The organism is Desulfogranum aggregans, assembly GCF_055398265.1.
In genome coordinates, this window is record NZ_AP042447.1 from 2,978,024 (window position 1) to 2,996,190 (window position 18,167).

Annotated in this window: 19 protein-coding genes; 6 read left to right on the forward strand and 13 right to left on the reverse strand. The window is 55.5% G+C overall.

Going from position 1 to position 18,167, the window contains the following annotated elements; all coding sequences use genetic code 11:
- Positions 1 to 63: 63 nt before the first annotated feature.
- Genes fmt through ACZ52Z_RS13100 form a run of 4 tightly spaced genes read left to right on the forward strand, consistent with a single transcriptional unit; the run spans position 64 to position 3,464 of the window.
- Positions 64 to 1,005: a methionyl-tRNA formyltransferase gene (gene fmt, locus ACZ52Z_RS13085; RefSeq protein ID WP_464267226.1), complete on the forward strand. Its 942-nt coding sequence runs from the start codon at positions 64 to 66 to the stop codon at positions 1,003 to 1,005.
- Entirely contained in the window at positions 1,002 to 2,171 is a 1,170-nt protein-coding gene (gene larC / locus ACZ52Z_RS13090; RefSeq protein WP_464267227.1) for a nickel pincer cofactor biosynthesis protein LarC, read from the forward strand. Before fmt ends, larC begins: the two co-directional genes overlap by 4 nt.
- 14 nt (positions 2,172 to 2,185) lie before the next feature.
- Positions 2,186 to 2,641 (forward strand): phosphatidylglycerophosphatase A family protein, encoded by a 456-nt coding sequence (locus ACZ52Z_RS13095; protein WP_464267228.1) that lies wholly within the window; start codon positions 2,186 to 2,188, stop codon positions 2,639 to 2,641.
- A 13-nt stretch (positions 2,642 to 2,654) separates the two neighbouring features.
- Positions 2,655 to 3,464: an amidohydrolase family protein gene (locus ACZ52Z_RS13100; RefSeq protein WP_464267229.1), complete on the forward strand. Its 810-nt coding sequence runs from the start codon at positions 2,655 to 2,657 to the stop codon at positions 3,462 to 3,464.
- Positions 3,465 to 3,544: 80 nt separating this feature from the next.
- On the opposite strand, the gene ACZ52Z_RS13105 is transcribed toward ACZ52Z_RS13100, so the two are convergent.
- From ACZ52Z_RS13105 to ACZ52Z_RS13125, 5 genes are all read right to left on the reverse strand, one after another.
- The gene (locus ACZ52Z_RS13105) at positions 3,545 to 4,768 is read right to left on the reverse strand and encodes an LL-diaminopimelate aminotransferase (RefSeq protein WP_464267230.1); all 1,224 of its coding nucleotides are present in this window, start codon (positions 4,766 to 4,768) and stop codon (positions 3,545 to 3,547) included.
- A 44-nt stretch (positions 4,769 to 4,812) separates the two neighbouring features.
- Positions 4,813 to 5,379, reverse strand: coding sequence for an LPS export ABC transporter periplasmic protein LptC (lptC, locus tag ACZ52Z_RS13110; protein WP_464267231.1), 567 nt, complete (start codon positions 5,377 to 5,379; stop codon positions 4,813 to 4,815).
- Entirely contained in the window at positions 5,376 to 5,936 is a 561-nt protein-coding gene (locus ACZ52Z_RS13115; protein ID WP_464267232.1) for a KdsC family phosphatase, read from the reverse strand. The genes lptC and ACZ52Z_RS13115 overlap by 4 nt, the downstream gene beginning before the upstream one ends.
- 73 nt (positions 5,937 to 6,009) lie before the next feature.
- Positions 6,010 to 6,855: a 3-deoxy-8-phosphooctulonate synthase gene (gene kdsA, locus ACZ52Z_RS13120; protein ID WP_464267233.1), complete on the reverse strand. Its 846-nt coding sequence runs from the start codon at positions 6,853 to 6,855 to the stop codon at positions 6,010 to 6,012.
- 30 nt (positions 6,856 to 6,885) lie between these two features.
- The gene (locus tag ACZ52Z_RS13125; RefSeq protein WP_464267234.1) at positions 6,886 to 8,535 is read right to left on the reverse strand and encodes a CTP synthase; all 1,650 of its coding nucleotides are present in this window, start codon (positions 8,533 to 8,535) and stop codon (positions 6,886 to 6,888) included.
- Between the two features lie 212 nt (positions 8,536 to 8,747).
- Between ACZ52Z_RS13125 and ACZ52Z_RS13130 the strand changes: the two genes are divergently transcribed.
- A complete protein-coding gene (locus ACZ52Z_RS13130; protein WP_464267235.1) occupies positions 8,748 to 10,883 on the forward strand; it encodes a Tex family protein in 2,136 nt (711 codons plus the stop codon).
- Between the two features lie 120 nt (positions 10,884 to 11,003).
- Here the strand turns inward: ACZ52Z_RS13130 and ACZ52Z_RS13135 are convergent, their stop codons facing one another.
- The 3 genes from ACZ52Z_RS13135 to ACZ52Z_RS13145 form a co-directional block, all read right to left on the reverse strand.
- Positions 11,004 to 12,059, reverse strand: a complete 1,056-nt coding sequence (locus ACZ52Z_RS13135) for an MBL fold metallo-hydrolase (RefSeq protein ID WP_464267236.1) — start codon at positions 12,057 to 12,059, stop codon at positions 11,004 to 11,006.
- Positions 12,059 to 12,547 (reverse strand): SRPBCC family protein, encoded by a 489-nt coding sequence (locus tag ACZ52Z_RS13140; protein ID WP_464267237.1) that lies wholly within the window; start codon positions 12,545 to 12,547, stop codon positions 12,059 to 12,061. Before ACZ52Z_RS13140 ends, ACZ52Z_RS13135 begins: the two co-directional genes overlap by 1 nt.
- Positions 12,548 to 12,619: 72 nt before the next feature.
- A complete protein-coding gene (locus ACZ52Z_RS13145; protein ID WP_464267238.1) occupies positions 12,620 to 13,234 on the reverse strand; it encodes a CBS domain-containing protein in 615 nt (204 codons plus the stop codon).
- Between the two features lie 106 nt (positions 13,235 to 13,340).
- On the opposite strand from ACZ52Z_RS13145, the gene glpX reads away from it, so the two are divergent.
- A complete protein-coding gene (gene glpX / locus ACZ52Z_RS13150; protein ID WP_464267239.1) occupies positions 13,341 to 14,339 on the forward strand; it encodes a class II fructose-bisphosphatase in 999 nt (332 codons plus the stop codon).
- A gap of 72 nt (positions 14,340 to 14,411) precedes the next feature.
- Here the strand turns inward: glpX and ACZ52Z_RS13155 are convergent, their stop codons facing one another.
- From ACZ52Z_RS13155 to ACZ52Z_RS13175, 5 genes are all read right to left on the reverse strand, one after another.
- Positions 14,412 to 14,933: a type 1 glutamine amidotransferase domain-containing protein gene (locus ACZ52Z_RS13155; RefSeq protein ID WP_464267240.1), complete on the reverse strand. Its 522-nt coding sequence runs from the start codon at positions 14,931 to 14,933 to the stop codon at positions 14,412 to 14,414.
- Between the two features lie 148 nt (positions 14,934 to 15,081).
- Positions 15,082 to 15,831: an enoyl-CoA hydratase/isomerase family protein gene (locus ACZ52Z_RS13160; RefSeq protein WP_464267241.1), complete on the reverse strand. Its 750-nt coding sequence runs from the start codon at positions 15,829 to 15,831 to the stop codon at positions 15,082 to 15,084.
- Between the two features lie 12 nt (positions 15,832 to 15,843).
- Positions 15,844 to 16,515: a LysE family transporter gene (locus ACZ52Z_RS13165; RefSeq protein WP_464267242.1), complete on the reverse strand. Its 672-nt coding sequence runs from the start codon at positions 16,513 to 16,515 to the stop codon at positions 15,844 to 15,846.
- Between the two features lie 312 nt (positions 16,516 to 16,827).
- Entirely contained in the window at positions 16,828 to 17,217 is a 390-nt protein-coding gene (locus ACZ52Z_RS13170; RefSeq protein ID WP_464267243.1) for a carboxymuconolactone decarboxylase family protein, read from the reverse strand.
- Between the two features lie 155 nt (positions 17,218 to 17,372).
- Positions 17,373 to 18,068, reverse strand: coding sequence for a transposase (locus tag ACZ52Z_RS13175; RefSeq protein ID WP_464267244.1), 696 nt, complete (start codon positions 18,066 to 18,068; stop codon positions 17,373 to 17,375).
- Between the last annotated feature and the right edge of the window lie 99 nt (positions 18,069 to 18,167).

Here is an 18,167-nt window from a genome sequence, read left to right on the forward strand (position 1 = left end):
CCATTAACAGCGTATCCCTGCCCTTAAACGAATGTAACCACCACCCTCTAGCTCCGCTGCCCTATGACCACTCCATTACGCATCCTCTTCATGGGTACCCCTGACTTTGCGGTCCCGTCCCTTCAGGCGCTTATTAGCGGACCGGAACAGGTGGTTGCGGTTGTCTGTCAGCCGGACCGAAAAAAAGGCAGGGGAAGAAAACTGCTGCCGCCGCCGGTAAAAAAAACGGCTGTGGAAGCTGGTCTGCCGGTGCTGCAGCCGGAAAATATCAGGACTGACGCTTTTCGAGCGCAGGTGGGAGCACTTCGACCCGACCTGATCATCGTGGTTGCCTACGGAAAAATCCTCCCCCCAGCCCTGCTCAGCCTGCCGCCCATGGGTGCCATCAACGTGCACGGTTCCCTGTTGCCGAAGTACCGGGGCGCTGCCCCTATTCAATGGGCGGTCCTCAACGGGGAGCAGCAAACAGGCGTAACCATTATGCAGATGGATGAAGGAATGGATACTGGAGATATTCTCTATCCGGTTGCGATCCCCATCAAGGAGAACGATACCGCTGGCACCCTTTTTGACAAATTGGCGGCTTTAGGCGGTCAGGCCTTGGCCGAGGCCCTTGAACTGCTGAAGAAGGGAGCGCTCACCCCTCAACCTCAAAACGATGCAGGTGCCTCGCATGCCCCGATGCTGACCAAGGAACAGGGACATATCGACTGGAACCAGCCGGCGGAACGCATCCACTGTACCATTCGCGGACTCGACCCGTGGCCCTCGGCCTACGGTTTTATCCACCAGAAGCGATTTCGCTTTTTCGCGCCAGAAGTCGTTCACAAGGCAGCCGCCGAACCTCCAGGAACGGTTTGCAGGGCAGATGACCAGGGACTGCTTGTCGCCACGGGCAAGGACTATATCCGCATTCGGGAGATTCAGCCGGAAGGGAAAAAACGAATGACCGTTCAAGCCTGTCTTTGCGGGACCCCCATTGTCCCCGGTGATACCGTCTCATGATGCGTTGCCTCTACCTTGACTGTTTTTCCGGGGTGAGCGGCAACATGCTCCTTGGTGCCCTGGTGGACGCTGGGGTTCCCGAGCCCTTTCTGCACGCGACCCTCCACAGCCTTGACCTCGACGGGTACGCCCTCAGGTGCGAACAGGTCCGCATAAACGGCTTTGCCGCCCGCAGAGTCACCGTGGCTGCAGATGAACAGCACCCCCACCGCCACCTGGCGGATATCGTCGCTATTCTTCGCCGATCTTCTCTGGAGCAGACCATCATCGACCAGGCAATCGCGGTCTTTACCCGTCTTGCTCGTGCCGAGGCAGCGGTCCACGGCACCACCCTTGATGCCATCCACTTCCATGAAGTGGGGGCAGTCGATGCCATAGTGGATATCGTTGGCACCGTCGCCGGCTTGCACTACCTTGCACCCACGACCATCACCTGTTCTCCCCTGCCCATGCCTGGAGGATGGGTCAATTGCGACCATGGGGACATCCCATTGCCGGCACCGGCTGTGTGTACGCTGCTCAAGGATATCCCGGTGTATGGCGTACCGCTTGAGCAGGAGCTGGTTACCCCCACCGGGGCCGCGCTAGTGGCCGAACTGTCCTCTGCCTTCGGGCCGATGCCCTCCATGATCCTGAAGACCACCGCCTATGGCGCGGGTACCATGGAACGTGCCGACGGCCGCCCCAACCTGCTACGATTGCAGATCGGCCACCCGCCTACCGGACAGGAAGCTCAGCAGGTCGATGTGCTCGATACCCATATTGATGACTGGAATCCGGAACTGTGGCCACATGTAAGCGAGCTGCTGATGGAGGCCGGTGCACTGGATGTCAGCCTCATACCGATGCAGATGAAAAAAGGCCGCCCCGGATTTCTGCTCCGAGTGATCTGTGACCCGTCGGTCACCCCCCGGATCCACCAGTGCCTGTTTGAGGAAACCAGCACCAGCGGCATCCGCTGCCGCAGGGAATCCCGTTTTACCTTGAGCCGTGAAGCGACCACTGTTTCGACCCCGTGGGGACCGGTCCAGGCCAAGCGCATCCAACGGCCTGGCTCAACGGAAATTGTTCCAGAATTTGAGGCCTGCAGACAACTTGCCCGCCTCCACCGGATACCGCTGCAGCAGATCTATGCTGCCATTCGCTCTCACCAGAACACACCCTGAGCGTGGAAGAGTAAATGGATAAATTGTTCATGTTCATCGCCACTGGAGCGTACAGTGGATATCTCCCCAAGGCACCCGGCACCTGGGGATCAGCTCTAGGGGTTGGCCTGTGGTTGTTCCTCGGTCGCCTTCCTTTGCCGACCTATGGTGCTATCGTCATCCTCTTGTTCCTCCTGGGCGTTTTTTCTGCAGGAGCAGCGGAAAAAATTGTCGACCACGGCGATCCCGGACTAGTGGTGATCGACGAGGTGGTCGGACAGCTCATCGCCCTGGCAACGATCCCCATGCAACCGGTACCGGTCATTCTCGGATTTCTCCTGTTTCGCCTGTTTGACATCCTCAAGCCTTTTCCGGTAGGTTGGCTGGATCAGCATCTCCACGGAGGGTTGGGCATTATGCTTGATGACGTCATCGCCGGGCTCTATGCCCTGCTGGTATTGAAAATCGGCCTTTTTCTCTTCGGCGCCTGACTGGTCGGCAGGAATGCAGCACATGACGGGGATCATCGATTTTCACACCCATGCCTTTGCCGATGCCATCGCCGCAAGGGCCATCACCTCACTTGAGCAAAGCGGCAATATTACCGCCTTTCACAACGGCACCATCGCCGGCCTCCTCCGCTCCATGGATCGGGCAGCCATATCGGCATCAGTAATTTGCTCCATTGCCACCCGCCCTCAGCAGTATCAACCGATCCTTGACTGGTCAAAGGCCATACGCTCCGAACGCATCATTCCCCTGCCATCCCTTCATCCGGCTGATCCGTTGGCCATTGAGCGGTTACAGGAAATTCATGCTCTCGGCTTCATTGGGATAAAGTTGCATCCCTACTACCAGGATTTCTTCCTTGACGATCAGCAACTCCTACCGCTTTACCGTGCGGCGGCCAAACTGGGCCTGCTGGTGGTTGTTCACACTGGCTTTGACATTGCCTACCCGCGCATACGCCGGTGCGATCCATGTCGGGTCATCAATATACTCGAGACACTGCCCGAGTTGCGTCTCATCACCACTCACTTGGGCGGCTGGGATGATTGGGAAGAGGTTCGCACGCGCCTTATCGGCAGGCCGGTCTACATGGAATTGTCCCTAGCCCTGGATTTTTTGGAGCCTGAGCTGGTGCGCCGCCTGCTGCTGGCCCACCCCACAGAATACCTGCTTTTCGGCTCCGACGCCCCATGGTCGGATCAGCAGGCAAGCCTGGACAAACTGCGGCAACTCGAGCTTCCGTCGCAGGTATTTGCTGCAATTACTGAAGAAAATGCCGCCAGGTTGCTAGGTGGCAAAGGGTAGGAAAAAGAAAAGGTGAGAAAAAAATAGGCCCGTTTAAGGGGTGGCAGCTCCTGTAGCCAGGCGCTGCCACCAGGTCGCAATCAGCTCAGGGCGTTGCTGATACGTTCCATGGCCTTTTTGACATTTTCTCGTGAGTTAAAGGCGGAAATTCGAATATAGCCCTGGCCGCAACGGCCGAATCCTGCACCTGGCGTGCATACTACACCTGCTTTATTCAGGAGCAGGTCAAAAAAATCCCAGGAGTCACGGTCACCCCATACCCAGATGTAAGGTGAATTGTCTCCGCCTACATAGGTAAATCCTAATTGGGTGATGGCGTTGCCGATAATTTTGGCATTGTCCAGGTAGCCGTCAATCAGGGCGGTAGTCTGTTGCTTGCCCTCAGCGGTGAAAGCGGCCTCAGCCGCACGCTGGACTGGGTAACTGACACCATTGAACTTGGTGCAGTGGCGACGGTTCCACAGGGAATGAAGCGAGTGACTGGCGCCATTGCTGTCATAGCCCATGCATTCTTTGGGCACAACGGTGTAGGCGCAACGGGTGCCGGTGAAACCGGCGGTTTTAGAGAGGCTGCGCAGTTCGATCGCCACTTCTCTGGCCCCTTCAATCTCATAAATGGAATGGGGCAGGCTGTCATCACGGATAAAGGCCTCATAGGCGGCATCATAGAGGATCAACGCCTTGTTCTCTCGAGCATAGTCAACCCAGGTCTTCAACTGCTCCTTGGTAATGGTTGACCCGGTAGGATTGTTGGGAAAGCAAAGGTATATCAGGTCAACAGGCTCTTTAGGCAGGTCAGGCACATAATTGTTTTCACGGGTGGACTCGAGGTAGACGATCCCGTCGTAGCGGTCATCGTTAAACCCGCCGGTACGGCCAGCCATGACATTGGTATCCAGATAGACCGGATAGACCGGATCCGGAATGGCCACCCGTGCATCAACCGCGAAAATCTCCTGTATATTTCCCGAATCACACTTAGCGCCATCAGAAACAAAGATCTCGTCGGCCTCAATCGCTGCTCCTCGGGCCTGAAAATCGTTGGCAGCAATGGCTTCACGAAGAAACGCGTACCCCTGCTCCGGGCCATAACCGTGGAAACCGGCCTCGGTGGCCATTTCATCAACAGCTGCATGAAAGGCTTTGATACAGGCATCAGGCAAAGGGTTGGTCACATCACCGATTCCGAGCTTGATCACGTCCTTGTCCGGATTATTTTCCTGGAATGCATTCACCCGCTTGGCAATATTGGAAAAAAGGTACGATGCCTGGAGTTTGAGGTAGTGTTCGTTGATCTTGATCATGAAAAAGGTCCTGTAGTTGATTCGTCTTTCACTTCACTTAAGGGTCAAAGGTTTACTTCCACGTGATCACCGAAATCATAGCCATCGGTGGACAGGTCGTAGTCCATTCTCCCTCCCTTGAGGGTAAAATCCGGTCCCTGCAGCTCTACTGCTCCCGGACTGACAGCCATTTTTGTGTCGTCGTAGTAATGCAGGAGATCGGTGTAGAGCACTTCCTGGCTTTGCGGTCTGCTGATCACCACGTCATCGATAAGCACCAGGTGGCGATCGTTGAGAAGATACTTCCCCCTTCGGCTGACAATGTGCGTCGGCGGGCGATCTTTGCCGATATAGGTTGCATCGACCTCCACCATTTCGATCACCCGATCGTTCTTGCCGGTTTGGGCTCGTTCGGCCTTGATCAACCACTCCTCCTTGCCGTTGCTGGAGAGGGTAAGGGTTACCGCGTCCATCAGGAAATTCTGCTCATTTTGGATCGCGGACACGGCTTTGTTCTGATCAAAGTCCCCACGAGGGCGCAGAAAGTCCGCCACCGCCGGTTGCCAGAGCGGGCTGGTGACAAAGAGGGCAAGCGGGACGATCCAGAGCAGATCACGCGGTTTTCTTCTCATCGGTCAAACCTGGCAAACATCTGTTTGTAAGTTCCCTGAGCCTCCATGATGAGCTCGCAGACCTCACGTACGGCACCTGCTCCGCCGTGGCATGTGCAGGTATAGTGCGCTCGCTGGCGGATTTCAGCCACAGCGTTGGCAGGGGCGGCGGCAAAGCCGACCCGGTTCAGCAGGGGGAGATCCACCCAGTCATCGCCCATGTAGGCGGTATGCATGGGGCGCAAACCGGTTTTTTTCAATACATCCTCGTACGCCGAAAGCTTGTCGAATTTTCCCTGGTACACATGGGCCAGCTTGAGTTCCTCGGCTCGTCGGCTAACGATAGTTGAATTCCGAGCGGTTATCAACCCCACTTCAACGCCGCTCTCCTGCAGTAGCCTGAGCCCCAGCCCGTCTTGGGTATTGAAAATTTTGGACTCTTCACCACTGCCTGCATAGACAAGCGAACCGTCGGTCAGCACCCCATCAACATCCAACAGCAGCAGCTTCACCTTCTGCGCCATCGGCAAGGCCTCCTGCCACTGGCGGCTTCGTTCAATTACAATTTTTTTCTGCATAGCTCGTGTCCGCAGGGCTTCAGTCAGTTGGCAATCGGTGGGATATTCGCCCGGCACCTCCGGCGCGCACCCGTCAAGACGCATCGGTCGCCCCCGTGGCTGCACGGATACGCAGCAACTCCTTGAGCAACGATTCAACCCGGTCAAGGGGCATGGAATTTGGTCCGTCGCAAAGCGCCTTGTCCGGGTCGGGATGCACTTCCATAAATAATCCATCAATGCCCGCAGCCACTGCAGCTCTGGTCAGGGGAGCAATGAAATCCCGTTGACCGCTCGAAGCACCTCCAGCTCCGCCGGGCAACTGCACAGAATGGGTTGCATCAAATACCACCGGGCAGCCAAAGGCACGCATCACAGGCAGGGAACGCATGTCCACCACCAGGTTATTGTAACCGAAACTGGCTCCCCGCTCGGTCAGCAGAATCCTGTCGCAGCCGCCGCCGCGAAGCTTGTTGACCACATTTTCCATCTCCCACGGGCTGACAAACTGCCCTTTTTTCACATTCACCACCTTGCCGGTTTTGGCTGCCGCAAGCAGCAGATCGGTTTGTCGGCAGAGAAAAGCAGGTATCTGCAGGATATCCAGACATTCGGCAGCAAGCGCCGCCTGCGCCGGCTCATGAATATCGGAAACCACAGGGATTTCAAGTTCCTCCCGAATTCGACCCAATTCCTGCAGTCCCTGCTCCAGTCCAGGTCCGCGAAAGGATCCCAGAGAGGTGCGGTTAGCCTTGTCGAAGGAGGCTTTGAACACGTAAGGAATACCGAGTCGGGCGGTTATCGACCGCATTTCTCCGGCGATTTCCCGCGCCATTTCAACCGATTCCAGCACGCAGGGCCCTGCCATCAGGACCAGGGGATGGCCCGAGCCGATAAAGATCGTCTCGCCCCTTTCGGTGGGTAAAGCAATAGCTCGCATAGCGTTTTCTTCCCTTGAGCGGGATGTTGATTACTGTTTGTTTTCCAGGGCGGCCTTGATAAACGCCTTGAAAAGAGGATGGGGGCGCATCGGCTTGGATTGAAACTCCGGATGGAACTGGCAGCCAACAAACCACGGATGATCAACAATCTCGATTATCTCAACCAGGGTTTCATCAGGAGAGGTGCCGCTGACCACTAGGCCGGCCTGTTCAAGCTGTTCGCGATAGAGGTTATTGAACTCGTACCGATGGCGATGGCGCTCGCTGATATCTTCCAGCTGATAGGCTTGCGCTGCCCGAGTGCCTTCCACCAGCACGCAAGGATAGGCGCCCAGTCGCAGGGTACCGCCCATATCCGAATTCTCGTCTCTGGTCTCGGTTTTTCCACTGCGAAAATCATACCATTCCGTCATCAGATAGATGACCGGATGCGGCGTACTGCTATCGAACTCCACGGAATGAGCATCGGCAATACCTGCTATGTTGCGCGCAAACTCAACAACCGCCAGTTGCATCCCGAGGCATATACCGAAAAAAGGCACTTTATTTTCCCGGGCATAGGTGATCGAACGGATCTTCCCTTCCATGCCGCGGCTCCCGAAACCGCCCGGCACCAGAATGCCGTCACATTTCCCCAGACTGGAATCATCGGGGCTTTTTTCCAACTGATCGGCGCTGATGTACTCGAGCTCGACCTTGGTATCATTGGCTATTCCGCCATGGATCAGGGCTTCGTGAAGACTCTTGTAGGATTCGGTCAGGTCAACATATTTGCCGGTAATCCCGATGGTGACGGTATGTTTGGGGTGTTTGATCTTATAGACCAGTTCCTCCCATGGTTTGATATTGGGTGCGCCGGTCCAGATACCGAGCTTTTCCAGAATACGGTCATCCACGCCCTCGGCGTGGAGCTTGAGCGGCACCTCGTAGATATTATCAACATCAACCGCAGAAATTACCGAGCTTGCCTCAACATTACAAAACAGTGCTATTTTGCGTTTCAGATCATTATCAAGCGGGTTTTCTGTTCGGCACATGAGAATATCCGGCTGGATGCCTGAGGCAAGCAACTCTTTTACCGAATGCTGGGTCGGCTTGGTTTTGACCTCGCCGGCGGTCCTGATATACGGGACCAGGGTAAGGTGAATAAACAGGGAATATTCCCGCCCCAGTTCGGCTCGCAGCTGGCGGATCGCCTCGATAAAAGGTAATCCTTCAATATCCCCCACAGTTCCGCCGATCTCGATTATGGCAATATCAGCCAGTCCGTCAAGCTGCAGGACCGCATCCTTTATTTCGTCGGTGATGTGGGGAATAACCTGCACCGTCCCGCCAAGATACTCACCGCGACGCTCCTTCATGATTACCGAGTGGTAAATTCGCCCGGAAGTATAGTTGTTTTTCTGCGCCATGACCGCATTGGTGTAGCGCTCGTAATGCCCCATATCAAGGTCAGTCTCCGCACCATCGTCGGTAACATATACTTCCCCATGCTGAAAAGGGTTCATGGTTCCGGGATCGACGTTGATATAGGGATCCAGTTTCTGAAAGGTCACGGTCATACCCCGCGACTCGAGGAGAGAGCCAATAGCGGCGGCAGACAATCCTTTGCCGAGAGAGGAGAGGACACCGCCGGTAATAAAAATAAATTTCGTTTTTTTGCTCAGAGGTTTCTTCATTCATTCACCTGGTTGTTCTGGGAGGGGGAAAATATGTCAGCCGGCGGCTGTCTTTTTTTTGGCTGGGACAAAACTATACACCATCTGTTGGCGGTTGACAATACACGGAGCCCGCGGTAAAGGCATAAATCTCAGCTCACAGCCGGAGGGCCGGAACCGGTATAAACCAGCGGCATCCGCTTCATCATCCCTACCCTTCTCCGTACGTTGACATGCAGGATCACACTCCCACCATCGCCCGCCAGATAGGCATCCGTCAATCCCAGGTCAGCGCAGTATGCGGCCTACTGGACAACGGCTCCACTATCCCCTTTATTGCCCGATACCGTAAGGAGGCAACCGACGGACTCGATGAGTTGCAGCTCACCGCCATCCGCGACAGCCTTCAGCAGTTCCAGGAGGTGGATAAGCGACGCGCAGCCATTGTCAAGTCCCTCAGGGAAAGAGAACTACTGACCCCTGCGCTGCAGAAGGCACTGACCCAGGCCAACTCCCTGACCGAACTCGAAGACCTCTATCTGCCCCACCGGCCGCGCAGAAGAACCCGGGCGGCCATTGCCAGGGAAAAAGGCCTCGAATCCATGGCACAAGCCCTTTTCAGCACAGGGAACGCACCGCTTCCCAAGCCGGAAGTCTACCTCGCCCCTGACAAGGAACTCCATACGGTGGAGGACGTGATGGCCGGCGCCCGCGATATCCTGGCCGAGTGGATCAGCGAGGACGGTCGGACACGCAGCAGGCTACGCAAGTTGTTTGCTGCTCAGGCAGTCATCACCTCTCGTGCCATTGAAAAGAACCGTGAGGCAGGACAGAAGTTCCAGGATTATTTTGACCGGGAGGAACCTGCAGCCCGTGCGCCAGGTCACAGATTGCTTGCCATGTTCCGCGGGGAACAGGAACAGGTTCTTCGGCTCTCCATCCGTCCATTGGAAGCGGAGGCGATGGAGATATTGCACCACCTGTACAGCAGGCGCAACAAAACGGCAGACCTCCAGTTGAAACAGGCCGCTGCCGACAGCTACAAACGCCTGCTCGCTCCATCGCTGGAAAATGAGCTGCGCACCCAGCTCAAGGAGAGGGCGGACCAGGAAGCCATCAGCGTGTTTGCCGCCAACCTTGAAGAGCTGCTTCTTGCCCCGCCCTTAGGCCAGAAAACCGTCATGGCCCTGGATCCGGGTTTTCGTACAGGGGCCAAACTGGTCTGTCTGGACAGTCAGGGAGCATTACTCCATCATACGACCATTTACCCGACCTTATCGAAAAAACAGCAGCAGGAGGCCGCCGAAACCGTAGGCAAGCTCTGCAAACGCTACTCCATCGAGGCCATCGCTATCGGCAACGGCACCGCCGGACGAGAGACAGAGGCCTTTATCCGCAGCCTCGCCCTTCCGTCGACCATTATGGTCACCATGGTTGACGAGAGCGGCGCGTCGATCTATTCCGCCTCTGCCATTGCCCGCAGCGAATTTCCCGATCACGACGTCACTGTTCGCGGCGCTGTATCGATCGGCAGACGCCTGCAGGACCCTCTGGCGGAACTGGTCAAGCTGGATCCTCAATCCATCGGTGTTGGCCAATACCAGCATGATGTACAGCAGAAAGCCCTGCGACAGGGACTTGACGACGTGGTCATTCGTTGCGTCAACATGGTCGGCGTGGATGTCAATACAGCCAGTGAATCGCTGCTGACCTATATCTCGGGGGTAGGCCCCGGGCTTGCGCGCAACCTTATCGCCTACCGAACCCGGGAAGGATCATTCAAGTCACGCAGGGAGCTGCTCAAGGTGCCGCGACTGGGTGCCAGGGCCTTTGAACAATGTGCCGGATTCCTGCGCATCGGCGGGGCAGCCAATCCTCTGGACAACTCGGCAGTCCACCCGGAGCGCTACTGGGTGGTTGAGCAGATGGCCCGGGATTGCGGATGCACGGTTGCCGAACTGATGGCAGCTCCGGAACTTCGCCGGCAGATCGATCTGGAGCGCTACGTTACAGAAGACATCGGCAGACCGACCCTGGAGGACATCCTCGTGGAGCTGGACAAACCAGCACGCGACCCACGCACAGCCTTTACCGCCTTCACCTTTGCCCAGGGCATCCATACCATGGAAGACCTGAAAGAGGGAATGCAGCTGCCAGGCATTGTCACCAATGTGACCCGCTTCGGGGCCTTTGTCGACATTGGTGTCCACCAGGACGGGCTTGTCCATATCAGCCAGCTAGCCGACAAGTTTGTCAGTGATCCAAGCGAGATCGTCAAGGTGCGCCAGCATGTCCACGTCCGCGTCATTGCGGTCGATATTCCACGCAAACGAATCGGTCTTTCCATGCGCCGCCCCAGCGACCAATAAGCATGCTGAAGCACAGCCCCGCAGCAGCCGGCAAGGAAGGCTCGGGGTTCCGGCCTCCTTTGCACGTCCCAGGGCAACGAACTCTTTTCCTCGCTGAGCGTGGCAAGGCCGGTGCCTGTGTTACGGCACCATCCAAAACTCGCCGGCGCCCACCGCTCGTATCTGGCGTTCGGTTATGCCGTCTGCCTCCATTGCCGACTGCAGGGCAACCAGGGGTTCCTCATAGCCGGTATCGGCCAGCTGAAACATTCCGTAATGCAACGGCAACATATGCAGGGAGTGCAGATCCCGAAAGGCCTGAACAGCCTCGGCAGGGTTCATGTGTCCATAGGACATAAACCAGCGCGGATCATAGGACCCGATGGGCAGCATGGCGAGCCTGAAGGCTCCATACTTCTGGCGGGTCGCCGCGAAATGATCGCCATAGCCGCTGTCGCCGGCAAAATAAACATTGCCCCCGGGGGTCAAGAGGACAAACGCTGCCCATAGCGCCTTATTTCGGTCAAACAACCCTCTGGCTGACCAGTGCTGCATGGGTTCAAGGGTCACACGGACCTGTTCTCCCAGGACAAAGGATTCTCCCCAGTCGTATGCTTCGGTCGCGATATCGGGATTATGTGCCCGAATGATGGCATCATTGCCCAAAGGCACGACAATCCTCGGCTGGTCACGATTCCACAATCGCTCTACCGTCATCAGATCAAGATGGTCGTAATGATTGTGGCTGATCAGGACGGCATCAATGACAGGCAGGTCGTCAAAGGCGATTCCCGGCGGATGGACCCGTGCAGGTCCTGCCCACTGAACAGGGCTGGCACGCCTCGACCATACCGGGTCGGTGAGGATGTTCATCCCCTGGGTCTGGATAAGGACTGTCGCGTGCCCGACAAAGGCAATCCGCAGGTCGTTGCCCCCCACCCTGGTCGGCGGTTGATCACGCACAGGCAGCTCGCTGTATGCGGGCCATGGCTGTTTCTGGGCAGTCAGCTGCCACTGGAGAAACTGGAGGAAGCCTTTATTCATCGGCTTTTCGGGGTTAAAAAAACGCTGACCGTCAAAATGAGTGCTCGCCGGCCCCTGGTAGTAGGTGGAGCAACCGGCGAGAAGCCCAGCCAGAAGTGAAAGGAGCATCGCTCTGCCGGAAAAAAACCTCCCGGAACGGGTTCTTCCATTCATCAGCCGATACTCCCCTCCCCCTGCACCGGCTCCCCGCCGGTATCGAGCAGCTGCTTCAACGCCTGTCCCCGATAGTCGAAAATCCGATTCAGGGTCTTTCCGATATGCAGCCAGTGCAGCAGCGTTCCAAGCGGTCCAAAGGGCGGCTGGTAGTAAACCCGATCAAGCAGCAGCACCTGATCGCCCTGCTGCTCTATTTCGTGGTAATGGTACCAGAATCGATATGGCCCCAGCCGCTGCTCGTCGACAAAAGAGTGCCGCTCCCGAATATGCTTTATTTCAGTGACCCACCCATGGGTCCCCATCATCGGGATAGTGACGCGATACTCGATGATGAGCCCGTTATACATTATTTCGGGTACAGGGGAGACTATCCGGAACCGGAGGTCTGGCGGGGTGATGCGGTTGAGGTTTTGCGGATGCTGGAGAAAACGCCACGCCTCCTCAAGGGGAGAGGTCACCAGCTGCTGACGTTCCAGGATATACATACGCTGCTCCTTGCCGAAGAAATCAAGTGAATGTGCCGGGTAAACCAGCTCCTGTCTGGGCGCTCATCCCATTCAGGCCCATAATGAAAGGGACGCCTGCCGCGCCACGGCCTGGATAATGTCGGTACGGGTCACAATCCCCAAAATCCGGTCGAAATCATCAACTATAGGCAGACTGTTGAAGTGGTAATCATTGAGGACCTGTGCTATACGCCGGATATCTGATACAGGATCGGCAGTAATCACCTTCGGGCTCATAATCTCGGTGAGAGGTTTCTCCGCAGGCCTGACAATGGATGCCCCATCTACCACCATTTCCTGCAACAGGTCGCCCTTGGCCACCATACCGATGAGCAGCCCTCTCTGGTTGCAGACAGGGACTTGACTGATCCGGCTGTTCCACAGGATCTCCCAGCAGGTCTCCGGAGTATAATCATCGCGGACGGTTATCACCGGCGCGTGCATAATCTGGCTGGCGTGAAAGATGGTGGTATTCTGCGGCTGGGGGAGGCTCTTCCGGTAGGCCTGAACAGCGGCTTTGGACAGTGGCGAGGCGAACTGCTCCTGCCGCTGCTCCTCTTCCTTTCGACGATGGGAAGAAACAGTGGAACTGACCTGATTAACACGATATAGTTGTTCAAGCGTGTCTCTGAAACTTCTTCCGGTAACATCATATATGGCAAACATTCCGCTTCCTCAGACTGAACAGCTAATCGGCAGTGCACGCTCCTGTGGATGAAAAGATAATCAGCGGACACTACTTATCAATCCTTGCAACCCAAATAAAAACAGTATGGTCTCACCAATCAACAGAAACCTGGGAATGGAACTGGTACGGGTTACCGAGGCCGCAGCACTTTCCGCTGCCGCCTACATGGGTACCGGTGACAAGGAAGGCGGCGACCGGGCAGCGGTCGATGCCATGCGTGCGACACTTGGCACCGTAGACATGCACGGGGTCGTGATCATCGGTGAAGGTGAAAAGGACATGGCCCCCATGCTTTATAACGGAGAGCAGGTGGGCAACGGCAAAGATCCGCGGCTCGACATTGCCGTCGACCCGGTAGAAGGCACCCGGCTGCTGGCATACGGCAGACCCAATTCCATTGCGGTCATCGCCGCGGCTCCGGAGGGCAGCATGTGGACCCCAGGTCCTTCCCTGTACATGAACAAGATCGTGGTCCACAAGGCGGCGCGGGAGGCAATCGATCTCACCGCCCCGGTTGCCACCAACCTGCAGCGCATTGCTTCTGCACTGGACCGCCCGGTAGGCGACCTGACCGTCTTTGTCCTGGACAAACCACGCCATACGGAACTGATCAACCATATCCGCTCCACCGGGGCACGCATCGCGCTCCATACCGATGGCGATGTCATGGGCGCCCTCATGGCCGCGGCTTCGGGAACAGGCATTGATGTACTCATGGGGATCGGCGGGACACCGGAAGGCGTCATTGCCGCGGCAGCAGTCAAGGCCCTTGGCGGCGGCATGCAAGCCATGGCGGCACCCCAGCTCCCGGAAGAAAAAGCGGCCCTTGCCGACGCCGGCGCAGACCATAGGGTGCTCGGCCTGGATGACCTCATCTGTTCCGATGATGCCTTCTTTGCCGCCACCGGCATCACCTCCGGCTCCTTTCTTGAAGGAGTGCACTACGACCGGGTCGGCGGAGTGACCACCCACAGCATCGTTATCCGTGCCATTACCGGGTCAGTTCGTCATATCAAAGGCATACATCAGCTCAATACAGAGCACATATTCGGCACAAGCAAAAAAGGCGGCAACCTGGGGTGAACGGCTGCCGCCGGAAGTCTGTTCCTTTCCCGCATGCTCAATGCTTCAGGCGATACTGGGAAAATGCCGTACTCAGCCTGCCAGCTCCTTGACCACGGCTCGCATAAAGGCCGGCAGATCTGCCGGTGTTCGACTGGTAATCAGGTTGCCGTCAACCACGACTTCCTCATCCACCCAGTTGGCCCCGGCGTGAACCAGGTCATCCTTGATGGCAAAAAAGGAGGTGACCTTTCGCCCTTCCAGTACCTCTGCTGAAGCGAGCATCCAGCCCGCATGACAGATGGCGGCAACCACTTTGCCCTGGCGGACGCCGTCAGCCACCAGCTGCACCATTGCCGGATAGCGGCGCATCATATCCGGGGCATATCCTCCCGGAATAATGACGCCGTCAAAATCAGCCGCCTGAACATCATCGGCAGCCACGTCTTGTTTTACTTCTGTTCCGGGCTTGCCATTGTACTGTTCCGCCCGGCCTGAACCGACCACGACCACCTCGGCCCCAGCCTCGAGAAGACGATAATAAGGGTACCAGAACTCGTAGACATTAAAGAGTTCTTCCACCAAAATCGCCACTTTCTTTCCTGCACATTCCATACATACCTCCATGAGTTGACTGTTGCAGCCTTTGGGCGTTTTGCTCCTCCCTCAACACCTTAACAATAAACATGCGTCTGAACAGCGCATAAAGCAATGAGCAACGGAAGAGAAGAACCTGTCTAATGACAACCACTTAAGGGCACGATTAAAATTTTTTCGCTGCCTCTTTCAGCCCTTCCTGCACGTCATCCTCAAACCAGCAGTCCAAAAACGCAGCGTCCTGCTCAGCGGCTTCAGCGAGGTAGGCACGGACAACCGGTCCGGTAAGAGTGGCCTTCATTATGGCAAATGCGCGGGTATGCCGTGATGCCAGTTCAGCGGCCTTTTCCACCGCAGCCTCCTTGAGTTGCTCCGGCGGATGCAGCTGGTCGACCAGTCCTAACTGCTCGGCTTCTGCAGGGGTCATGAAGCTGCCGCTGTACATCATTCTGGCCGCATGGCGGGGACCGACAACATTTTTCAAAAGAAGGGCAGCCAGTAGAGGCACCGGTATGCCGAGATGCACCTCATTAAGCCCCATTTTCCTGATTTCGGTGGTTGCCAATCGATAATCGCAGGACAGGGCCAGGATATTGCCTCCTGCCACGGCGTGTCCGGCGATAGCGCAGACCGTGGGAATCGGCAGGGTGTAGAGATCGAGCACCAATTGATTGAAGCCCTGCCAGAACTCGGTCATTGCCGGCCGATCCATTGTAATCAGGTCCGGCAGGTTCAAGCCAAGGGAAAAAAACTTTTCTCCACCGCTGAGTACCAACCCGGCGGCCTCCTCCTTGATGGCAGCAAGCGCCTGGGAGAATTCCTGAACCATTGTCGGTGAGAGTGGATTGGTTACCCCGTTGCTCAAGGTTAGCAGAGCGAGTCCATTGTGATAGTTCACCTCTATTGTTGTTGCCATAATCACCTCGCATCAGTTGAATATCTTCAGCTGCATGTTCAAAAGCGCGTACCCTTTTCCAATACCGCTGTAAAAAAAATAACAGGAAAAGAGCGCAAGAAACCCGGCACAAGCACAGATCAGCCGGCGATAAATCGTATCATCAAAAAAGCGCTTTCCCTTGGACACACCAAAGGAGACAAAGGTATACCAGGCCAGGTCAGCGAGGATGTGTCCCGCAAAAAACGTTGCCACTCCCAGCAGACCGTATTTGGTAGCATAGAGGATATAGCCGATGCCGACAGTCGCCCACCAGATGAGCCAATAGGGGTTGGCCAGACTCAGGAGAACACCTGCCAGTATCAGGCTGCGCCTCTTCTCTTCCGTCCCTTTTGCGGGCTGGAGCTGCAGCGTCGGCAGTTCCCGAACCATCGACCAGGCCATCCACAGCAGAATGGTACCGCCCACCAGGGAAACGGCAATAAAGACCTCGTCGCGAGCGATAAACGGGGCCAGACCTGCGAGGAGTAAAATTATCAGCAACAGCTCCAGCAACCCATGGCCGAGAATCATAAGCGGCCCTGCCACTGAACCTCGATGGGTGCTTTCGCTTACAGTGACCGTGAGCACGGGGCCGGGCATGAGCGCTCCAGAGAGCGCCAGCATAAATGATGTGCAAAAAATGGTGACCAGGGAAAAGAGCACGATGCCTCCTCACAGGCAGTTATGAACGTTGTGGCTGGAACTGTGTGTATGGAAAAACTCTTCTTTTCTTTGACATACCTGCCTTATTCGATCAACCAAAAACCGATCTTGCCCCTGCCATACCCCATAGCACAATGGCCAGAAGAGGTATACACAAGGCAGGCCGGCACCAGGATGCAGGGCACAAAGCAGCCTGGGCATCCTCATGGTCACAGCAATACAAAAAGCTTGTTGAATTGGTCAGCTTTTCCGGGAGCGCAAGAGCTTCAGCGCTGCCAGCGTACACCAATGAAGGTGATTGCCGACCATATTCTATTTTATGAGCTCTTTTTCTCTCAAATAATCTGCGACCACAAGAACTTTGCTCCAGGCAAGCGTCCCTCCCATGGAGATTGCCACTGAGCAGACCTCAAAAATCTCTGCCGGGGTGGCCCCAAGTTCTAACGCTTTGGATGTCTGAGAAATTATACAATCTTTACACCCAGCTTGAATCCCCACAGCCAATGACATTAATCTTTTTGTTTTTCCATCTAATGTGCCGTCTGTATACACCGCATTTTTGACTGGCCCATAGTATGCCTCTGCCAAGTCAGGCATTTCCTGTTTCGAGGCATCAAACAGCTGCCACATTTTTTCTTCATACTGCAGTATTGAATCGTCCATCGTATTTTCTTGATTGAGGTTATCAATTGAAGAAACCATCGGTATATTCACCGGCCTAAACCGCGTAGTGGACCAGGTCCGGCAGAATGACTGGCTGCACGCTATCTAGCTGATTGTATATGCAATGCCAAACCAAACCTCTCAATATATCGAGCCTGTCTGCTGGAGCATTTGAGCAGCAAAAGGGGACAGATTCATTTTGGAATCTTTTTCGGGCGTCCTGGCCCTTTGTTGGAAAAACGAATACCGAGTTGTAAGAAGATTTCTTCACGAAACCGGTCAGTTCCTGTCAACTGACCACGTTGCAGCGCTTCACGAATAAGCTTGACTTCATAATCAGCAACGGTTCCAAGCACATACTCTGCATACGCTGTTTGCCTTCCCTTTTCATTACGTCCCAATGCCAGATAATTGGGATCGAAGTCGACGACCAGGTCCTTCTTCCCTTCCCCTTTACAGGCGTAGCTCGACCATTGGTACACGGCAGGATGAGTAACCATGCCGGCGCGTAACGGATTCAACTCAACGTAGCGGCAGCAGGCTGCTAAATATTCCTTTTGTGAGACAATACTGGACTTATATCTCCCCTCCCATAAACTACCGCTACGCTTTTCCCTCCGGTTGACATATCTTGTCTGGCGGCCGGCAACGTGTTTCATTAACAGGGAAAGAGACTCTGGATTCGGACCCGGATCAATGACCAGGTGGACATGATTGGTCATCAGGCAGTAGGAGTAAATCTTGCAGCCAAGTTTCTGCTTAAAAAAGATAAGATTCTCACAATAATAGTTGTAATCATCGTCGGAGCAAAAAACGGTTTGGCGATTATGGCCACGCTGAACAATATGATGCGGTGTGTTGGGAAGAATTACTCGTGCAGACCTAGGCATGGCGTACAGTTACCCAGTGGACCGGTACCTGGCAAATAAAAAATAAATCTGTCCCCTTTTTTGATAGAAAAGTTGTTTGCCTCTCCCGTTATTTTTGAG